20 protein-coding genes are annotated in these 19,540 nt (G+C 38.1%); all 20 read right to left on the bottom strand.

Translation table 11 applies throughout. The features are described 5' to 3' along the window. Window positions 1-6: 6 nt before the first annotated feature. The 20 genes from murD to GVV22_RS00120 all read right to left on the bottom strand — a co-directional run bounded on the left by murD (window position 7) and on the right by GVV22_RS00120 (window position 19,438). Window positions 7-1,290 (bottom strand): UDP-N-acetylmuramoyl-L-alanine--D-glutamate ligase, encoded by a 1,284-nt coding sequence (murD, locus tag GVV22_RS00215; protein WP_159648215.1) that lies wholly within the window; start codon window positions 1,288-1,290, stop codon window positions 7-9. Beyond that, window positions 1,287-2,249, bottom strand: a complete 963-nt coding sequence (gene mraY, locus GVV22_RS00210; RefSeq protein WP_159648214.1) for a phospho-N-acetylmuramoyl-pentapeptide-transferase — start codon at window positions 2,247-2,249, stop codon at window positions 1,287-1,289. Before mraY ends, murD begins: the two co-directional genes overlap by 4 nt. A gap of 37 nt (window positions 2,250-2,286) precedes the next feature. Beyond that, window positions 2,287-4,446, bottom strand: a complete 2,160-nt coding sequence (locus tag GVV22_RS00205) for a penicillin-binding protein (RefSeq protein WP_159648213.1) — start codon at window positions 4,444-4,446, stop codon at window positions 2,287-2,289. Window positions 4,447-4,448: 2 nt separating this feature from the next. Then, entirely contained in the window at window positions 4,449-4,748 is a 300-nt protein-coding gene (locus tag GVV22_RS00200) for a cell division protein FtsL (protein WP_159648212.1), read from the bottom strand. Between the two features lie 2 nt (window positions 4,749-4,750). Continuing rightward, window positions 4,751-5,662, bottom strand: coding sequence for a 16S rRNA (cytosine(1402)-N(4))-methyltransferase RsmH (gene rsmH, locus GVV22_RS00195; RefSeq protein WP_159648211.1), 912 nt, complete (start codon window positions 5,660-5,662; stop codon window positions 4,751-4,753). Beyond that, a complete protein-coding gene (mraZ, locus tag GVV22_RS00190; RefSeq protein ID WP_159637956.1) occupies window positions 5,659-6,090 on the bottom strand; it encodes a division/cell wall cluster transcriptional repressor MraZ in 432 nt (143 codons plus the stop codon). Before mraZ ends, rsmH begins: the two co-directional genes overlap by 4 nt. Before the next feature lie 138 nt (window positions 6,091-6,228). Further along, complete coding sequence (locus GVV22_RS00185) at window positions 6,229-7,347, bottom strand: VanZ family protein (RefSeq protein WP_159648210.1); 1,119 nt, start codon at window positions 7,345-7,347, stop codon at window positions 6,229-6,231. Window positions 7,348-7,421: 74 nt separating this feature from the next. Continuing rightward, complete coding sequence (gene murJ / locus GVV22_RS00180) at window positions 7,422-8,954, bottom strand: murein biosynthesis integral membrane protein MurJ (RefSeq protein WP_159648209.1); 1,533 nt, start codon at window positions 8,952-8,954, stop codon at window positions 7,422-7,424. A gap of 13 nt (window positions 8,955-8,967) precedes the next feature. Continuing rightward, the gene (murB, locus tag GVV22_RS00175) at window positions 8,968-9,852 is read right to left on the bottom strand and encodes a UDP-N-acetylmuramate dehydrogenase (protein WP_159648208.1); all 885 of its coding nucleotides are present in this window, start codon (window positions 9,850-9,852) and stop codon (window positions 8,968-8,970) included. Between the two features lie 58 nt (window positions 9,853-9,910). After that, window positions 9,911-10,624, bottom strand: coding sequence for a CBS domain-containing protein (locus tag GVV22_RS00170; RefSeq protein ID WP_159648207.1), 714 nt, complete (start codon window positions 10,622-10,624; stop codon window positions 9,911-9,913). Continuing rightward, window positions 10,624-12,009: an LCP family protein gene (locus GVV22_RS00165; protein WP_159648206.1), complete on the bottom strand. Its 1,386-nt coding sequence runs from the start codon at window positions 12,007-12,009 to the stop codon at window positions 10,624-10,626. Before GVV22_RS00165 ends, GVV22_RS00170 begins: the two co-directional genes overlap by 1 nt. 63 nt (window positions 12,010-12,072) lie before the next feature. Continuing rightward, window positions 12,073-12,219: a 50S ribosomal protein L32 gene (gene rpmF / locus GVV22_RS00160; protein WP_159637968.1), complete on the bottom strand. Its 147-nt coding sequence runs from the start codon at window positions 12,217-12,219 to the stop codon at window positions 12,073-12,075. Window positions 12,220-12,233: 14 nt separating this feature from the next. Then, complete coding sequence (locus GVV22_RS00155) at window positions 12,234-12,746, bottom strand: YceD family protein (RefSeq protein WP_159637970.1); 513 nt, start codon at window positions 12,744-12,746, stop codon at window positions 12,234-12,236. A gap of 157 nt (window positions 12,747-12,903) precedes the next feature. Then, a complete protein-coding gene (locus tag GVV22_RS00150; protein WP_159648205.1) occupies window positions 12,904-13,593 on the bottom strand; it encodes a winged helix-turn-helix domain-containing protein in 690 nt (229 codons plus the stop codon). Window positions 13,594-14,098: 505 nt separating this feature from the next. Further along, the gene (locus GVV22_RS00145) at window positions 14,099-14,758 is read right to left on the bottom strand and encodes an ABC transporter ATP-binding protein (protein WP_159648204.1); all 660 of its coding nucleotides are present in this window, start codon (window positions 14,756-14,758) and stop codon (window positions 14,099-14,101) included. Between the two features lie 9 nt (window positions 14,759-14,767). After that, window positions 14,768-16,231, bottom strand: coding sequence for an ABC transporter permease (locus GVV22_RS00140; RefSeq protein WP_159648203.1), 1,464 nt, complete (start codon window positions 16,229-16,231; stop codon window positions 14,768-14,770). A gap of 102 nt (window positions 16,232-16,333) precedes the next feature. After that, window positions 16,334-17,701, bottom strand: a complete 1,368-nt coding sequence (locus GVV22_RS00135; protein ID WP_159648202.1) for a sensor histidine kinase — start codon at window positions 17,699-17,701, stop codon at window positions 16,334-16,336. Next, window positions 17,698-18,372 (bottom strand): response regulator transcription factor, encoded by a 675-nt coding sequence (locus GVV22_RS00130; RefSeq protein ID WP_159648201.1) that lies wholly within the window; start codon window positions 18,370-18,372, stop codon window positions 17,698-17,700. The genes GVV22_RS00135 and GVV22_RS00130 overlap by 4 nt, the downstream gene beginning before the upstream one ends. A 524-nt stretch (window positions 18,373-18,896) precedes the next feature. Next, on the bottom strand, window positions 18,897-19,100 hold the full coding sequence (locus GVV22_RS00125) for a hypothetical protein (RefSeq protein ID WP_159637983.1): 204 nt from the start codon (window positions 19,098-19,100) through the stop codon (window positions 18,897-18,899). Between the two features lie 107 nt (window positions 19,101-19,207). Continuing rightward, window positions 19,208-19,438 (bottom strand): alpha/beta fold hydrolase, encoded by a 231-nt coding sequence (locus tag GVV22_RS00120; protein ID WP_159648200.1) that lies wholly within the window; start codon window positions 19,436-19,438, stop codon window positions 19,208-19,210. Between the last annotated feature and the right edge of the window lie 102 nt (window positions 19,439-19,540).

The raw sequence follows: 19,540 nt of genomic DNA, 5'->3' as shown, positions 1-19,540 counted from the left end.
AAACTCTTATTCAAGAGTTTTTATGTATTCTTTAAAGATTGTTCCCCGCTGCTCGTAGTTATCAAATTGATCATAACTTGCACATGCTGGAGACAAAAGGACTACATCGCCACTAACAGCTGTGTTTATGGCATTTTTGGTTCCATCGAGCATTGTTTTGACCACAACTGCTTTGGGAAAAACTGATTTAATTTGTTCAGCACTTTCACCAAAAACAAAAATGGCTTTAATGCGATTTGCGTAAGGACGAAGCCCCTCAAATGATATTCGTTTGTCAAATCCACCAGCAAGTAAGATGATATTTTTGTCAAATGCTTTTAGAGCAACTTCTGTCGATTCAGGATTTGTTGCTTTGGAGTCATTATAATAGCGAACACCATTCACTGTCGCTACATACTCTATACGATGCTCAACGCCAGTAAACGATGCAATCACATTTTGGATTGCCTCAACTGGGACATTAGCCCGATAGGCCATATACGCCGCCATTGTGGCGTTATAAATGTTATGCTCGCCTACAATTTTTAACGACGATAGGTCAAACAGTCTGATATCCCGATACATAATATGCGTTCCATCACGATAAATATCTGTGTTTTGATTTTTAAGTGAAAGGGTTATTGTTTCGCCTTGATAGTTTTGCGTTAAGCGTACGATATTTGCATCATCCATGTTTTTTACAAAACATTTAACATTTGGCAAGATTCGTACCTTTTCAGCATAATATGCCTCAGCATTGCCGTCATAACGATCCAAGTGGTCAGGACTTAAGTTTAATATCCCGTAAACATCCGGTGCAAACGAAGGCGTACCTTCCATTTGAAAAGCCGAAATTTCTAAAGCAACATCACGCACCATATCCCCATCTTGGAAGACTGCTTCACTTAATGCATAACCCACATTCCCAGCAAGCAACGCATTGTCATTTTTCGACACGAGCATTTTATTTAACAGCGATACAGTCGTTGTTTTACCATTCGTTCCCGATACGGCGTAGTACGTGTAATGAGGCGCAAACCATGTTGCTACTTCAATCTCGTTAACGACCGATTTGAATTTGCAGACTAAAGGGTGATTATTGGGAATTCCAGGATTCTTGACAACCACATTATACGGCTTTACTAAATTTAAATCGCGGTCATTGAGTGACACATGAATGCCTAAACGCTCTATTGCATCACGTTGTGGGAAATCTTGATTCGTGGTGAGCGTAACATCATACCCCTTAGTTTTCAAAAGTTTAGCCACAGCTAAACCCGAACGTGCACCACCGATAACTAATGCATTCATGTGAGTGCAATCAAGACTGATCCAATCACCATACACACAAGTCCGATTGCATAAAAAAGATTTACAACATCTGTTTCTTCCCAACCATTTAATGTAAAACTATAGTGAATTGGTGTATAACGGAAAACTCGTTTTTTACGAATTTTCCATGAAGTACGTTGGATAATAACACATACTGTTTCAAAAACGAAAACACCACCAACAACTGCAAAGATAAGCTCGGCACCTAATAGCACTGAAATCGCAGCGAGCGCTGCGCCCAATGCTAACGAACCAACGTCACCCATAAATATTTTTGCAGGTTTACGGTTAAATACTAAGAAACCAATTAAGGCACCAATTAAGGATAGTACAAAAAGAAGGACACTATTACGACCTATTTTAATCGCAAGATATGCAAACGGAATCAGTGCAATCAGGGTTGTTCCACCTGCTAAGCCATCCATACCATCTGTTAAGTTTACAGCATTGGATGCTCCAGCAAACATAAACATAATCAAGAACAAGTAGCCAATTCCCAAATCTATCGGTTGTTTAACAAACGGAATTGCGAGTAAATTATCGCCCCCTGTTTGAATATAGATTGCGTAGAACACAACTGATAAAACAAGCTGTGAAAGCATTTTGGTGCGTGGAGAAATACCATCGTTTTTTCCCTCAGTCACAATTTTGTAATCATCCACAAAACCTATAAAAGCATAGCTTCCAAAGACAAGGACTAACAACCATAAATCACGATTAACATTAAATCCATTCAGGATTAATGCCACAACAATAGGCACAATAACAAACAATGCGCCACCAAATGTTGGTGTTTTTTTCTTATTCTTAAATGCGTCTAGAGCATACTCACTCACAGTTTGCTTTGACCCACGTGTTTCTAAAAAAGCAATGAAACGAGGATACGCTAAGATCGTAAGTATTGCTGAGGCAACAAGGCCTAACAATGCGATTTCCATATACAATTCTCCTTAAATCTGTACTATTATACCAAATTTATGACAATTTGACACTGATTGTTGTGTCGGCGCTCAGTACAGTACCCGCTGCGACACTTTGTGATGCGACATATCCAGAACCTTCAATTGAAATGACATAACCAGTCATCGATATGAATGATGTAACTTCTTTATGAGACCATCCCGTCATATCTGGCATAACAATTTCACTTCCCCCGGTATATAGGATAACCCGTTCATTCGCAATCATATTCGTTTCTGGCAATGGGAATTGTTTAATAACATGTGATCCATTTCCAGCACGAATCGGTGTAAGTCCGTGTGACTTAACACTTTCCTCTGCGGTCACTGCATTGGTATTCGTATAGTTTTCTAATGCTGTTGGTTTAACAGCTTCAATCACGGAATTTCCGTTTGCCTGACTCACATTCATCGCATTAACTGCCGCTTTCACAATTTTATTGACATGAACAGCAGAATAGTCAACATCGTGACCATATTTCGCAGCATAGGATGTATAAACAATGACCTCTGGGTCGTTGTAAGGGAATCCTTGAACACTTGAGAAGATATAATCTTCTTTCGAGTAGACTCCATTTTCAACATATTGAGCCGTTCCGGTTTTCGCAATAATCTCAACATCTGGGCTATCAAATCGACGTGCCGAACCCGTTGTAACAACTTGGCGCATCAAGTCACGCATGTGTGCCGCCGTTTCTGGCGAATAAACACGTCCTAGGTTTTGCGTTTTTCCAATTTGCACCTTTTCTTTTGTGACTGGATCGGTAAATGAATCTATGATATACGGTTTAATTAAACTTCCATCTGTCATCACCGTCGTATAAGCTTGCGCAATTTGCGCCGAGTTCACCGTTAGAGCATGTCCAAAACCTCGCGACAATTTGGACGCTGGTGACATGTCGTCTGGATTGTAATACCCTTCAGAAGTTTTGACGCGGTCAATTTCAATCGGTTGAAAGAAACGAAGTTTGGTTAAATAGTTTTGATAAACATCGTATTTAAGTTGATATGATAACATTTCCGCGATCATGACGTTTGATGATACAGCATAACCATAATCATATCGGTACATCCCACTATCACTTTCGTTGGCATTCGTAATTGTATTTGTAGCATTTTCAGGCGTCGATAAACGAATTGGATTCCCATTTGCATCTTCACCGACATGAAATGGACCTGTGTCATAGACAGCAGCATCATCCCATACGCCTTCTTCAATGGCACTCGCAACTGTGAAGGTCTTCATCGTTGATCCTGGCTCATAGGTCCACGTTCCAACACGATCTTCGTAAACATTACCTTCTTTATCCGGATCAAATCCAGGATATTCACCCCAAGCTAGGATTCGTCCCGTTTTTGCTTCCATAACCAGACCCCATGCCGCCGTTGCTTTAACACCTGGATCTTCTGTAATACCGCGTAGTGATTCATCCAACTGCCGTTGTATATTAGCATCTAAGGTTAATTGTACATCTTGGCCGTTCTTCGGTTCTTTTCGATCGTCAACGGTGCTGTAGAGTTTATAACCATCTCGATCTTGCTGATATTTCTCATAACCATTGGTTCCACTCAACTCATTATCATAGAGTTGTTCAATTCCCATCGCACCTTTTAGCTTGTCATCCTCATCGTCATAATACGTATTTCCGATAAGTTTCGATGTTCCAGCCGTATTTGGATACTCGCGGGTACGCACTTGGGTGAATCCTAATCCTTTAAGACCGCTCTCTTCAAGCTGCGCCTTCATCGATGCAGTTATATATTTTCCTTCATACCCAAACTCAACTTGCTTCGCATCTGTGTTCAGATGTTGTAGCGTTGTGGTTGGATTTTGTCCAATTATGCTACCAATAATTTCCGCAGCAGCTTCTTTATCATCAATGTGTGCTATCGTCCCATCAGCAGCAACACGTTCCGTATCAATGTTTGCTGATAAAGTATACGCAATAACATCCTGCGCAAGCACAACACCATTTCGATCTAAAATTCGACCACGTTCGGCCAGTAATTTTTGATCAACTTTATGTATTCCTTTAATCTCATTACCAATATTAGTCCCTGAGTTGAGATGGTATCCAAACACAGACACAATAAAAACATTGGCACCCACTACTGTAAAGGTGAGCGCCATGCCTAATGTGATCATCAATACTTTAAAATTAACAGAACGTTTCAAAACTATTCACCCTTAATCGTTACTGTATTCTTGCTCGCTTGAAGACCTGCTTCATTTGCGATACCAACGATGCGTGTTGCGTCACGTAATTGTTGGATGCTAACAGTTACGGATTCATTGGCAGTTTGAACATTCATAATTTCAGCTTCAATTTTTTGAATGTTGGTTGCAAGGTGTTGGTTTGTTGTCTTCACAAAGATTTGTGTTACAAATGTGAAGCATAACGAAAGTGCGAAGATTGATCCAATCAATCCACTCCAACGTACTTTTCTTGTTTTCTTAACGATTATATGTTTTGCCATGTCTATTTTACCCTTTCGATTCCTCTTAAGATCGCACTGTGCGCACGATTGTTTGTCTCTAGTTCAGAAGTCGATGCTTTTATAGCTTTCGATACCAATTTGTAATCCAATACTTCTTCTTCAATAACTGGTATACGTGGGTTGACTTTAGTTGGTTTTCCGTATTTGTTAAATATATTCTTAACTATACGATCTTCCAATGAATGGAAAGTAATAACCACAACACGTCCCCCAACGTTAACTGCGTTTATTGCTTGTTCGATAGCACTTTGTGCTTCTTCGAATTCGTTGTTTACTTCAATCCTTAATGCTTGAAATACTTTCTTTGCAGGATGTCCCTTTTTTAAATCTTTAGCTGGATACGCTGCACGGATACATTCAACCAATTCAAATGTCGTGGTTACCGGCCTGTTACTCATAACATTTTTCACAATACGAGCCGCATACCGTTCTTCAGCATTCTCTTTGAAAATCCGAATAAGTTCAGTGTCACTGTACTCATTGACAACTTCATAGGCGCTCAGAGCTTGTGTTTGATCCATTCGCATATCAAGTCGTGCATCATAGCGATAACTAAAGCCGCGCTGTGGATCATCAAACTGTGGTGATGACACCCCTAAATCAAAGAGAACACCATCAACTGCTTCAATATTTAACGATTTTAATGTTTCTGCAAGTTGTGTATAACTCCCTTGCACAAATGTTACTTTATCGGAATATGCTTCGAGACGCTTTTTTGTACGCTCTAACGCATCATAATCTTTATCAAACCCTATTAAACGTCCAGTAGTCAATTGCTTCACAATTTCGAAGCTATGACCGCCTGCTCCCAATGTTGCATCTATGTAGATGCCATCGGGTTTTATATTTAAGAGATCGATTGTTTCTTTAAGCATTACTGGTATATGTTTCATTCAAAAAACTCCGTTAGAGATTCCGCAATCTCTTCAAAATTCTCACTAGCAAGTGCATAGTAGTTATCCCACTTGTCTTTATCCCATATTTCGACATGATCACTCACACCGACAAGCACACAGTTTTTCTCTAGTGTTGCTTCTTTAACGAGATGACTGGGAATACGGATACGCCCTTGTCCATCGATATCACATTCAGCGGCCTTCGACATAATCATGTGCGTATACATACGCGCCTCACGTTTTGTTGAAGGAAGGCGTTTCAAGTTTTCGTAAACTTTAAGCCATTGATCTTGTGTGTAGATAGCCAAACAGCCGTCAAGCCATCGGGTAACAATCATTGTTTCACCGAGTTCATCACGGAACTTAGCAGGTACGATGATACGTCCCTTGCTATCGATTGTATGTTGGTACTCGCCCATGAACATGACGTAACACCCCACTTTCTACCACTTTTCACCACTTTCTACCACTATATTATCATAAACGTCCACGATAGTGTACGGAAACATAAAAAAAAGAGCTGTTTTCACAACTCTTGTAGAAAAATTTAAGAAGTTTGGCGGTTACTTGTGATAATTTGAGTCTAAGGTAACCCCACTCATCTTTTCGAAGAAAAGAACATAGGGACGACGGATTAATAACTGAACCCAGTAAATCATTTCAAATAGAATGACACCCGCAATGATTGCACCCCCACCCATGATAATCATCGGCTCTTCGAAAAACAGTAATGATTCACTCAACGCATTCACGATAATCCCTGGACTATACAGTACAAAGAAAACTAACAATGCGCGCCATAGATAGCGGAATACTTTGAAGGACAGTTCATGAGAATTGAAACGGGTCTTCAACACTTTACTTCCAACAGTATAGCCCTTTGTAAGATAAGGTACTAATACAAAGTAAAGCACAAAGACAATCCCCTGAAGCACTGCTTCATTAATTGGTCTTTCAATGGCATAAAGGCAAATTGTGACTAGCATCACCAAAATGTTAATCATGATGAGATCAACTACAAATCCCGTGAATCGTTTCCAAATGGTAACATGGTTTGTATAATCTTGATGTCGTTCGAGCATTTTATCCTGATTTGGTAGCACACTAATAAAGAGTGGGGCAATTGCATAACCAATAAGCCCTCCGAGTGTGTTGAGTATCAAATCATCAACATCGAAAAGACGATACGGACCTGGATAAATAAAGAATAATCCAGAAAGTTGGCTTAACTCAAAGAATAATGCAAGCGCAAAGGACATCATAAAAGTTTGGAGCAATGAGCGCTTAAAGAAATAACGTAAATATACACCAAATGGTATGGTAAGAATAACATTGAAGAGCACTTGTGTCACAACAGGTTGTTTGAGTGCACTTATGTATGTTGATGGATTGGATAATACCAAGCCTGCTTCATTGCGGATATCAGCAACAAATTGAAACGGCACGAGTTGCATCATCTCTCGATATGTGCTGTGAACAGATTCTCGTGCTGGCAACGGTAGAATTACCATAAAATAAGCATTCATCATATAGTAGAGAAATGAGAAAATGACAAATGTTCGAAATAATGGAATGACACCATATTTACGGTATTGGTAAATTGTGTACGGCATTGTAAATAGAAATGCCAAAACCGGAAAAATAAACAGAGCGGTTTTAACCGGATAAATAAATGATTGCATAGCGTTCCCCTTTTCCTATTAATACTAGCAAAAGAAAAGACTCAAGGAAAGTCCTTAAGTCTTAAATTCATGTATTAGTTGGTTTCTTTAAAGAGAACACTTGATAGAAGTGAAAGTGCAAAACGAGTACGAAGTGCAATTAATGCAACAATGTAAACAATTCCTGCACCCACGATTGCAACCAATGTTCCTATTCGACCTGGCATCACACTTAGTAGTGGTCCTTTCACTAACAAGAGGAACACTCCCATCACTAAAGCAGACAACAGAATCTTGGTCATGTCTTTAACGATATATTTAAAGTATGTTTTTCCTATCAGTTTCTTAGCACTCTTGAAGAGTGGTACAACTGCAATTAGTGCAGCTACTGAATATGAGAACGAGAGCCCAGCAAGTGGATGTCCTAGTTTTCCAAATAAGAATGGGAAAATGATAAGTCCAATAATAAAGACAATCGTTACAAAGACGGTATTGCGTACCGGTGACTTCATGTCATGATATGCGTAGTGAATTCTAAAGAGTAATTCGCGCATCCCCATCGCAAGAAGCACTAGTGCATCTGCAACAAAGATCGGAACGATGATATTTACATCGGATGCAGTTACCTCACCACTCAAGAAGACAAATTCAATGATAGGACGTGCTAATGTAATAAACCCAACAACAGCTGGTGTTACAAACACGAAGATCATTAAGATTGCATCGTTAATTGATTTGTTTAGACGTTTGTTATCATTATTTACAACATTTTGAGCAATCGTTGGATAGGATACATTAAGAATCGCAGTTATGAATATCCCTGATACAAATCCGATTAGCTTTGTAGCGTAAGACATATAACTGTATCCACCGACCGGCACAAGGACTGTCGCAAAGTTTTTCATAATAATATCGTTTAATTGACCTAAGACAGCCGATAAGAGTAATGGCAATGCTAATGTAACCATCAAGCGTAAATCTTTATCATTTAAGTCAATCACCGCACGATAATCAAAACCCATCTTTTTCATATAAATGAATATGACTGCAGCTTGGAAAATTAAAGCAGCAAGTTGTCCATATGCAAGTAAGAGCGTATTCCCACTTTTATTTGCAATAATAATCGCAACAATAACAATTACGTTTGATGGAATTGACACCAATGCAGGGATAATAAAGTTTTTCTTGACGTTTAGATAGCCACTTCCGAGTTGGACTATGGCAATCGAGAAGATTCCAAAGGCAATAACTCGTAAAAACGGTACAGCATACAACATCGCTTCATGACTTAAATTTGAAGCAAATAAGAAAATTACAAATTCAGGTAATACAAACATCAAGACCATCATGACCATACAGAATAGCAACATGATATTTAAGATATTACTTGTGAATCGGTTTGCGCGATCTTCGTCTTCATTAAGAATTCGTGTTAGCATCGGGATAATCCCCGTTACCAATACTGCTCCAATGATTGAAAGAACACTATTTGGAATGGTAATAGCAAGTGTGAATGAATCTGAAACTGCACCAAATCCAAAGTTAGAACTAAGCGTTATGTCTCGTATAAATCCCAATACTTTCGAAAGTATGGTTATGAACATAACGACCACGGTCATTTTTTTCATAGTTTCTACTTCCTTAGCGGATTACGCGCCATTCTAATTCAAGTTGGACATCATACGTATCTTTAACACGTGTTATGCATTCATTGATAACTGCTTTCATATCCGCAACCGTTGCGTTTCCAGTGTTGACAATAAATCCTGGGTGTTTTTCTGATACCATCGCTCCCCCAGATGTGAAGCCACGAAGGTTGACCCCATCGAATAATTTCCATACGAAGAGTGAGTTTCCATCTTTGTCTTTTGGACGTTTAAACACACTTCCAGCATTTGCGAAATTACGCGGTTGCTTAACGTAACGTTCATGACGGTAGTAAAGCATCTTCTCAAGAGATTCGTTATAATCGCCTTTAGGAGCACTGAGTCCTGCGCGCAACATGAAGACAGGCATTTGCGTGAGTCGTGAATAGCGATAAGCAAAGAATGCTTCATCTGGCTCAATACGTTCAACCTGGTCGGTCTCATAATTATACACTTCAATCCAGTTTACATATTGGCCAATAGCATACTGCCATTGGCCGGCATTCATAATCAATGCACCACCCATGGTACCAGGAATATCCTCACAGAATTCATAGCCTCCAATAGATTGTTCACATGAGAACCATGCGAGACGATTGAGACGTGTCCCAGCTTCAACGACGATTTCTCCATCATTGAGTTCGATATCGTTTATCATCGATGTGATAATAAATACCGTGCTGTCATCAAAATAATCTTGATCAAACATCATATTTGATCCATTTCCAATAATTACAATTTTTTTATCTTTAAATGCTCGCAATGCTTGCACGAATCCATTGATCGTGTGCGGCATTACAATCGTATCAGCTTTAACATCTAATCTTAGTGTATTGAAGCGTTTCAAAGACGCATCTCTCATTACGAAGTATTCAGTCATACAAACTCCTTTTTTAACGTGTAGTCATCAACCTAAAGTCTATCATTTTTAGGGGTCATTATTCAAGTTCTGATAGAATTTTCGGCACATCTGCTACCGTGATAATTCCAATCGGTTTTTCGTTCACAAATCCTTGTTCAGTAATAATCATTGCAATCATAGATTGCCCTTTTTCATGCATCCGATTAAATATCTTTAACACATCGTACAATGTAGTCTCACCACTTACAAAAATAACTCGCGAGTCTTTTTCATAGTACTTGAGAATATCGTTCACAGTATATTGTTTAAGGTCTAACGTAGCGTCAGCATTTTGTTCTAAGAACATTTGATAAAGGCGCGTGTGTAATAAACCAACATACCGGTTATCCCGATAAACAGGTACAGCTGAATAGTTTTGCTCACGTTGAATTTTTAAAATCTCCGAGAACGATTCGGTGCCTTCCGCAACAAACACACGATTCATGGAAAAAACATCACGGACACGACGAGGCGACTCCAAAGCTTGAATAATCAACGCCATCGTCTCAATTACAGAATCATGAGGTTCAGCTATCGCTTCATTTTTTCCTGCCCGATTATGAACGATGGCATTACGTAGTTGTCCGAACTCAGTCAGCTCGTTTTTGTAGGTTCCAATCACCGGGTGTTTCGGTGCGGCCATATGAACCATTTGCGAAAAGCCAACATTGGGACTGCCCAAATAGTCTTTCAAGTACATTTCAATCGTTACAAAAGCGTCAATAAATTTTTCAGAATTTTTGGTATCCATTATGATTCCTCACTTACTGTCATTATATCATCAATTTGACGTCGGATTTCTTGTAAACTTTCGGCATTTGGCCAGTAAACATAGTATTTGTAATCTGATGGTAAGGAATAAACCTCTTGCATATCACCGGTTCCGCCAAGTATTGCCTCATGGATGGTCCAATTGTTGTTTTGAGATAAGTGTTGTGACAGTAATTTTGATATGTCGTCCTCTGTTAAGTTGGTATCGACCATATCTTTGAAGTATCGACTCAATTGTGGAATTTTCATCATTTGTTCAGATGACGAAATCTTCGTAATAATTCCTTTTAGTAAGGCTTGATGATTCGCTACCCGAGCAAGGTCACCTGATTCGATATTATAACGCTCACGTGCAAATTCTAATGCCTGCGTGCCATCCAGGGTATTCATACCTTTTTTGATATGCATTCCTGAATCAGTCGTAAACTCATTATCTGAGTAAACATCTACACCACCCAGAATATCAATGATATCTACTAATCCTGTAAAGTTTATTCGGACAAAATAATTAATCGGCTGGTCCACAAGGTTCTCAACAGTTTTAACAGTACATGAGATTCCATAAAGTCCTGCGTGTGTAAGTTTATCGAGTGATCCATCCTCACACCCAAGCGGTACATAAGCATCACGTGGTAGGCTTACACTCAACAATGACTGAGTTGCTGGATTAACTGCAACAATCATATTCATGTCACTACGTGATCGAGTCACTACATCACCATAGAGATCAACACCACTTATCAATACTGTGAAAGGCTCCTTCGTAACATCTACAGGTTTTACAATCTCTGGACGTGCTACTTGAAAGACAATTTTCTCAGATACATGAGCCCATGATTCGAAATCTGTTTCAAAGAACATAATATCTTGTAAAACGTTGCTTTGAGATAAAATACCATCGATTTTTTCTGACTTAAGATCGTCGACTAATTGGTTGGTATCTCCATAATGTATTAATTCTGCTTTAGCAACTTGTTCGTTATTCTTTTTAACGTCCGCTAACGTCTCTTTAGAAAAATGACCGTAATAGCCAACTTTATTTATTGTATCTGCAACAACGTCATTACGACGCACTACCACAAATTCCAAGACTTCATAGTCTTTAGCATCGGATAGATTATCAACAAATTGTTGTCCCAACACAAAACCAAAAGCAACAATCAACATAGAAACACCTAAAGTATATCGCCAGATTGATTTTTTTGTTAAGAGTAAAACTAACATTGAAAGTGCCCCACACGCAAAGATTAGTATCAATCGATACTGCATCGGTAAGAATCGCATACTTAAAAGTGACATCACTAAGATGGCACTCGCTATGACGATGAAGATTGTTGCATAAGGTTTTACCGTTTTGTTTTTCATCCTGTCACTTCCTTTTCCCACAAAATCACATAAAAAAAGTCTTGTTATCCAAGACTATTTTTATTATTTAACCTCTTTACGGTCAACACGATGAGGTACTTTCCACTCACCTGTTTGTGGGTCTTTAGCTAGAGTTACTCTAGGTAATTTGTAATGTGTACGACGGCTGTTTTTGCGAGCCTTAGAAGTACGTCTTTTTGGAACTGCCATGTTTTCACCTCCGTTTAATCAAACTTGAAATCTTTCAATTTCGCGAGTCTAGGATCAATTTCTTGACTTTTTTCGTTTATATAATCTTCTTCAGTCATCACTACCCAGCCATCACCTTCAGGATATGTTTCCAAATCCGGGTGAACTGCTTTCAGTGGAACTTCAGCAAAGATTGCATCCATAAAATATGGAGACAAATCAAGTGTTTCCCCTTCAACTTCTTCTATACCTTCGTCTTCTGGTCCTAATGGATCAAAACTAAACATATCATCCACACGTACTGAGAATTCAATATCAAATGGACGTAATGTTATCGCACAAGGCACTGTCATGATCCCCTCAACCCGAAGATCTAAAATCAGTCTTGAAGAGTGGCTGTCATAATAACCATGACCTACTGCGAAGATATCACGTAAACCTAAGAGACGAGGGTTTTCTTTAAGTCGTGTTGGGTCTAATTCCACAGCCTCATCCAGATCGATACGTTGTGACGTTAGCTTGTCCAAATCATTTCTAACAAAAATCATACTCTCACCTACTTTTTTAACGCTACTTAATTATAGAGAAAAGCACCTATCTTGTCAAACGAATTGTGACTGATTTGGTGCTTTCTTCTGATTATTAATTTATTTATTGTAATCATTTCTTTTTCTAAATTAGTTTCAATGGATTTTGAACAGAGAATTATCCTAAAATTGCGTTTAAGTTAATGAAATAGCCACGACCACGGACGGTTCGAATTGAATCACGGCCGAGTTTGTCACGAATGTTTTTAATGTGAACATCTACGAAACGGTGGTTCACACTCACATCATCACGTTTTTCTGGATAGAGTGTTTCCATAACTTCTTGACGTGTTACAATATTCTCTTTCGCATCGATGAGCAACAAGAGAATTTCTTTTTCAATCGCGGTTAATGAAACCATTTGTTTACCACGTTGTATTGTATTGGTCAGGTTATTTATTTCTAAATCATTATCCAAATAACGAATTGGCTCATAGCCAGAGTTACGTGTCTTTTTCAATGAATCGCATTCTGTTACAGCTTTCAGTACATAGGCTTTAATCAGATCAATGTTAGCATCGCGATGTGTATGGAATCGAATATCACGTTGAATGATTTCTAGTTCCGTTTCATCACCATCATCATGTAACAATACAATCGCAGAGTTCTTATTTTGAAATTTCAAAATCTCATAATAATCAATCCAGTTGAACCGTTCCATATGCGCATCCATAACAAAGCAAATATCTCCATAGTTTTGTGTCAACGCCTCTAATGGCGTTACCACATCAACGATGGATTTTATGCCCGTTAAAGCGTCTCGAAGCTCATGACTTTTAAAGACGTCCTCACTTATAATTGTAATCATAGAATACCCCCCTGATTTTCTATATATAAATTGTATGTCATTTTTGAAGATAATTTAAATTAATTTTTGAACAAGTTAATCAAAATTTAATAATTATGTTTTTTTATTTTCATGGATAATACAGATGTTTCATTTTTTTACATCACAAAAAAGAGGCGATAATGAGCCTCTTTTTCTTAAGGGAAAGAATATGTAATATCTGATAATTCACAGGGGAATGAATTATTTGGAGAACTAACATATGTAAGAATTATCTTACAGTGTTAGTATACTGTACCTTTGTGATTAGAATACGATAGAACTATGGAAGAAAATGTGACTGTTTTAGCGAAAAAAAGAGGCGATTATGAGCCTCTTTTTTTAAGGGAGAAGAATATGTAATATCTGATAATTCACAGGGGGATGAATTATTTGGAGAACTAACATATGTAAGAATTATCTTACAGTGTTAGTATACTGTACCTTTGTGATTAGAATACGATAAAACTATGGAAGAAAATGTGACTTATCCTTCGACTAGTCTTCCCGCTTCCATTCGATACACTTTGTCACTACCTTGTGATACATCATTCGAATGCGTAACGACAATCACACATTTATTATACTCATGTGCCAGTGTTTTGAAGACGTTAATAATTTCCTGTTGGGTTTTCTTATCGAGATTACCCGTCGGCTCATCAGCGAGCATAATATCAATATCCGTTGCAAGAGCACGCGCAATCGCAACACGCTGTTGTTCGCCCCCAGATAATTGCGTTACTGGACGTTTCGCCATACGTTCAGTAATTCCTAAATCCTCTAGAATTTCAAGGGCCCTTTGTGTTCCACCTACTACGTTGTCGGTAATAGACATCGCGACCAAGACATTTTGTAAGCCTGACATATAAGGAATCAAATGAAAATTCTGGAAGACAATACCAATCTCATTGCGCCGATACTTTTGAAGACCTGTCTTTTGAATGTCACGACCATCGCACAGAATTCGCCCCCTTTCCGGTACATCTAAAGCGCTCAACATAGAAAGTAATGTAGTCTTTCCGGATCCCGATTCACCTAAAATAGTATAAAAAACACCCCTTTCAAAATTGGCATTGATATCATCCAAGACATTTTTGCGTTGTGTACCATCCTGATAGCTAAATGAAACATTTTCGATTTCTAACATAAATACCTCCTATAGTAAGATTTCTCTTGGTTTAAGTCTTAAAATATAAATAGATGAAACCATGGTTGCAGCAAGGGTTGTACCAAGCATGATGCTATAAAAAACCACAACATATTCTTCACTGATTTCAACTTTAAAGTTTTTTGCAATCTCTTCTTCTGTAATATCTGCGAGTTGGTTTTCCGACCCTCCAATACTCATGACAAAATTTCCTTCTGGTCGTGTTTCTTGTTGTTTTAACTGATTTTGAATCATCGACTGTGATAAGCCGCCTGCCAGTTTCAATCCAGTAAAGAGCGCTAAACTTACCGCAAGTACCGATATTAAGATTACTTCTAGAAGTACTTGGAACATTGATTTTAATTTTGTCTCACCTAAAGCCTGATAGATACCAAACTCATGTTTGCGATCACGCATAAACAAGATAAGAACTAATGATAATACCAAAACAGAGCCTCCAACTCCAAATAGTAGAATTGTGTTCGACATTTCCTTCATGTTCATCAATGATCCAGCAACGGCATCAAAACTATCTTTAGTCGTTTCGATTTTAAATTGCTTATTATTTAGTAGTTGGTTTGCCTTCTCAACAAACTGATCAATAACATCAGGTGACGTTAATTCATACGTTGGCGTTACCATGGTACGACATGTTTCGACACTGTCACAAAAACCCTTTTCAAATGTCGCCATGACTTTGGCATCCGCTAAATCTAAGGCTGCTAGAAACTCATAGTTCGTGTACAGGGTGTTGTGTTGTCCTTCTTCCATAAAAGAAGCCATGGGGTCATTACTTGACGCTGAGTCCGTTGTGTCAAAGATTCCCACAACTTTAAAAGTAAATGACTCCTTCTGTTTAACTTCGATATCTTGTGCTTTCGGATCAAATTCTATAAGGCTGTGATCCAATGTTATTTCAGACCCCAGTTCAAGTGCATTTTGTGCTGCAAGTTTTTTGGAAATAAGAATTTCGCGCTCTGTATCACTTGCTTTAGGATATCTTCCTTCAACAATTTTTTGCTTTCCATTCATAAATTCATTCGGGAGTTCATGCTTACTTCCAACCAAGCTAAAATTCGCAAAGTCAGCAAGACCTGCACTTCCAGAAATCATGATGCTATTAGACGTGTCATCTTGCTTCTCTTGAGTGTAACGTTTTAGTTTCTCCGAACCCATATGCGTATTCAATTGGTAGGAAACTGATTTCACTTCAGGAAGCTTACCGATCGTATCTGCTTGATCTGCCGTTAACGGTATAATTGCCTCATTTTGTTTTAGATTCATAAAGTCCAAGTCAACGCGTGCTTTAGCACCCAACTGTTCTTTCATTGATATTTCTAATTGCTGGGTCGCATTGTAGACTGCTGCCGCACCTGCAATTAAATTCCCAAGAAGAAAAACGACCATGAATAAGATGAGTGTCTTTCCATTTCGTTTCGAGATACTCGTAAGTGCTCGTTGATAAATGTTCATGTATATTCCTCGCTTTCGAAGCCATCATAACAAGGAAATATGGAGTACTTATGGGGTCAAGATGAAGTTAACGTAAAGATAAAAAGAAGCCCTACGGCTTCATTAAAAAAATATTGTAAAGGTAAAACAGTGCGCGAGTGAATCGTACACATAATTATAGGAATAGTTATATTTATTGAGAATCATAGATACGACATAGAGTCCCAGTCCGTGGCTATCATCACGATGCTCCATGCTGGTAAAAGGTGCGCAAAGATTGACACTGTCATTCCATTCACCATCATAGGTATTTGAGACACTGAGTTTTGCATCAGACAGAAGCACTTTAATGGTAGAATCTGCAGTTCCATACCGGATTGCGTTTCCAATTAAGTTAGAAGTAACCCGGCTAAAATCTAATTCGCTCATTGGAACAGTCGAAGACACAATCTCTAAATCAAGATGTTGATGATTATCAACCAACATCGGATGATACAGCGCTTGTAGCATATCTAACGGTTCTTTGACGTTTAGGATTGGAATATCGCGAATCGACTCTAAGCGACTTACCTTTAAGGTCTCATGAATCAACGCATTCATATGCACTAATTTATGATTTAGTTCATAAATTATCTCCTGGTAATTTGACGGGAGTTCTTCATCATGCATTAACTCTTCAATATATAAACTCATGACCATAAGTGGTGTCTTAAGCTCATGAATACTTCCTTTCATAAAGATATCGCGATCTTTTTCAAATTTTTGGATGGTATCCATTTCATGGATGAGACGTTTGTATAAGTGATCAATTTGATTTTCCAAAGTTGCGATTTCATCACCACAAACCGGTGCATCTAAAGCAACGTATTGAAACGCCTCCATCGTTTCCATAACATGATTTAGATGGATAATTTTCCGAGCAGTATACCGTGCGTAAAGATATGAAATTAAAGCTGAAACGATAAGCCCTACAACAACCATATATGGCATTACACTAAAAAATATTGACGAGAACATGTCATTATCGATACCTGCATTCGAGACGACACGCACTGTATAGACATTTCCAGCATTAACAAGCTGAAACTCTTTAACTCTCGTCGCTGAAGCGTCACCAACAACACTGGCCGATATACTCACATCGCTAGAAACAATATGGGTTGGCGCAGTTTCTAAAGCCGGCAAATAGATTCCACCAGTATACGGATATACAACATTCCGATATCCATCTGCCACAACAATATATACCCCAGCATTGCGTTCAAATTCAATCAACTTATTGTTTAGAATAAGATTGTCCATTGATGCGGTTTCCAACATCTTCTGCACTTGTATAACAGAACTGTTGAATTGCTTATCAAGAAAATTATTAATGTACGATGTATACATAAATTTGAAGCCAAACGCAAAGACCATGATTGTGGTCAAGATTGTAATTAGGGTCAGTGCGAATGTTTTTGGGAAAAGCTTGAGGTTTTTAAAGTACTTCATTGCGATTTGACCTCCACACGGTAACCCACACCTTTAATTGTTGCGATACACTGAATCGGAAGTTTTTTACGAAGATTTTTGACGTGCACATCAATATTACGAGCATCCCCAAAATAATCATAACCCCATACCAACGTTAAAATTTCCTCACGCGTAAAGACACGGCCAATATTCAACATCAAAAGTTGCAAAATTTCAAATTCCTTAGCTGTTAGAACAATTGTAGTTTGCTGGTAACGCACTTCGTAATTATCAATCGATAGCACTAACCCCTCATAGTTGATTGTATCTTCGTGAGCTGTTTCTTTCGGGATACGTCGCAAGACTGCTTTAATTTTATATGTGAGAATATTCATCGAAAATGGTTTCACAACATAATCATCAACGTCATGGTCAAATGCTTTGTACTGAATTTGCTCATCGCTTAATGCGCTTATCACAAGTATAGGAATTGTCTGATTTTGTTGACGCAATGTTTCCAAAAAAACATCTCCTTGCATTTGAGGTAGCATCATATCGAGTAGAATGAGATCGATTGCATATTTATCAAGAAGATCAAATCCTTCTTCAGCATACCCAGTCGCATAGACTAAAAAACCTTCTTTCTCAAGGTTCTTAACGAGTGAGCGTCGAATTTCAAGTTCATCTTCAATTACAAGTATTGTTTCCATAATATCACCATTTTGATTATAGCATAGCACACTGTTTCATCTCCCTGTTCTCCGTTATCTTCACCACAACTTCATATCAAGCACAAAAAAAGAGGCGATTATGTGCCTCGTTTCTTTTTAGGGAAAGAATATGGATTAATAAGATACATTGTAATTCATAGGGGAATGAATTGTAGGAGAAGATCTTATTAATGTCGTAAGAAGGAGTTCTTACATCTGTAAGTATAGCTACCAAATACGGATAAACTTTCATAGGTTCATGTTAGAATGTGTGATTACATTTAAAATAAAAAAAAGAGGCGATTATATGCCTCATTTTTCTCTTAAGGGGAAAGAATATGGAATAATAAGATACATTAAATTCACAGGGAATGAATTATAGGAGAAGATCTTATTATTGAGTCGTAAGAAGGAGTTCTTACATGTGTAAGTATAGCAAGACATTACGGTGAAAATACCATAAGATAATGTTAGAATATGTGACTCTTATTAAGCAAAGAAAAAACAAAAGGTTTCCCTTTTGCTTAGTCTTCTAAAATTTCGATACGTTTGCCTTCCATGATTTCTTCACCATATTTTTCTTGAAGATAATCAAGGGCTTCTTTGGCCTTACGTTTGTTTTGAGCTGCTTCTGAATCTCGTAACTGGTAGTATGCGAATGAACCCGCAGCTACTGTTAAACCCGTTGCAAAAGCAATTCCTAATCCAAATTTTGTTGATTGTTTCATAGTAATACCCCCTTTATATTATCTTAACAGATTTTGAGTGGTATATCATCGTTATTCATGTGACAGACTTGAATATTCCGTGAATTTTTATGTGAAACTTGTATTGATTATTCACCACACACAATACTGTTGAGTATCTCAGCAAGCTCTAACGGATTATCAGTATTGACTTCGTGGCCCGCATCACTTATCTCTTTAAAAGTCGCATTCGATAGCAAAGCGGTTAATAACTCTGCCGCTTTTCGATTCGCGCGGTCTTTGGCACCACATAGAACCACTGTACTCATATGAACTGCATCCAAACGCGATGTGAAATCTAAATGTGTCATTGATTTCATTAATGATAGCGTATCATCCTTTGAAAACCCCATATCTTTGAAAGATTTTTGAGGAAGAAATCGAAAAACTACATTTTGTATCGTAAAGAGGAACTTAGGGAT

Source organism: Erysipelothrix aquatica (genome assembly GCF_009828825.1).
GTDB lineage: Bacteria > Bacillota_I > Bacilli_A > Erysipelotrichales > Erysipelotrichaceae > Erysipelothrix > Erysipelothrix aquatica_A.
This window is presented reverse-complemented; position numbering and strand designations above follow the sequence as displayed.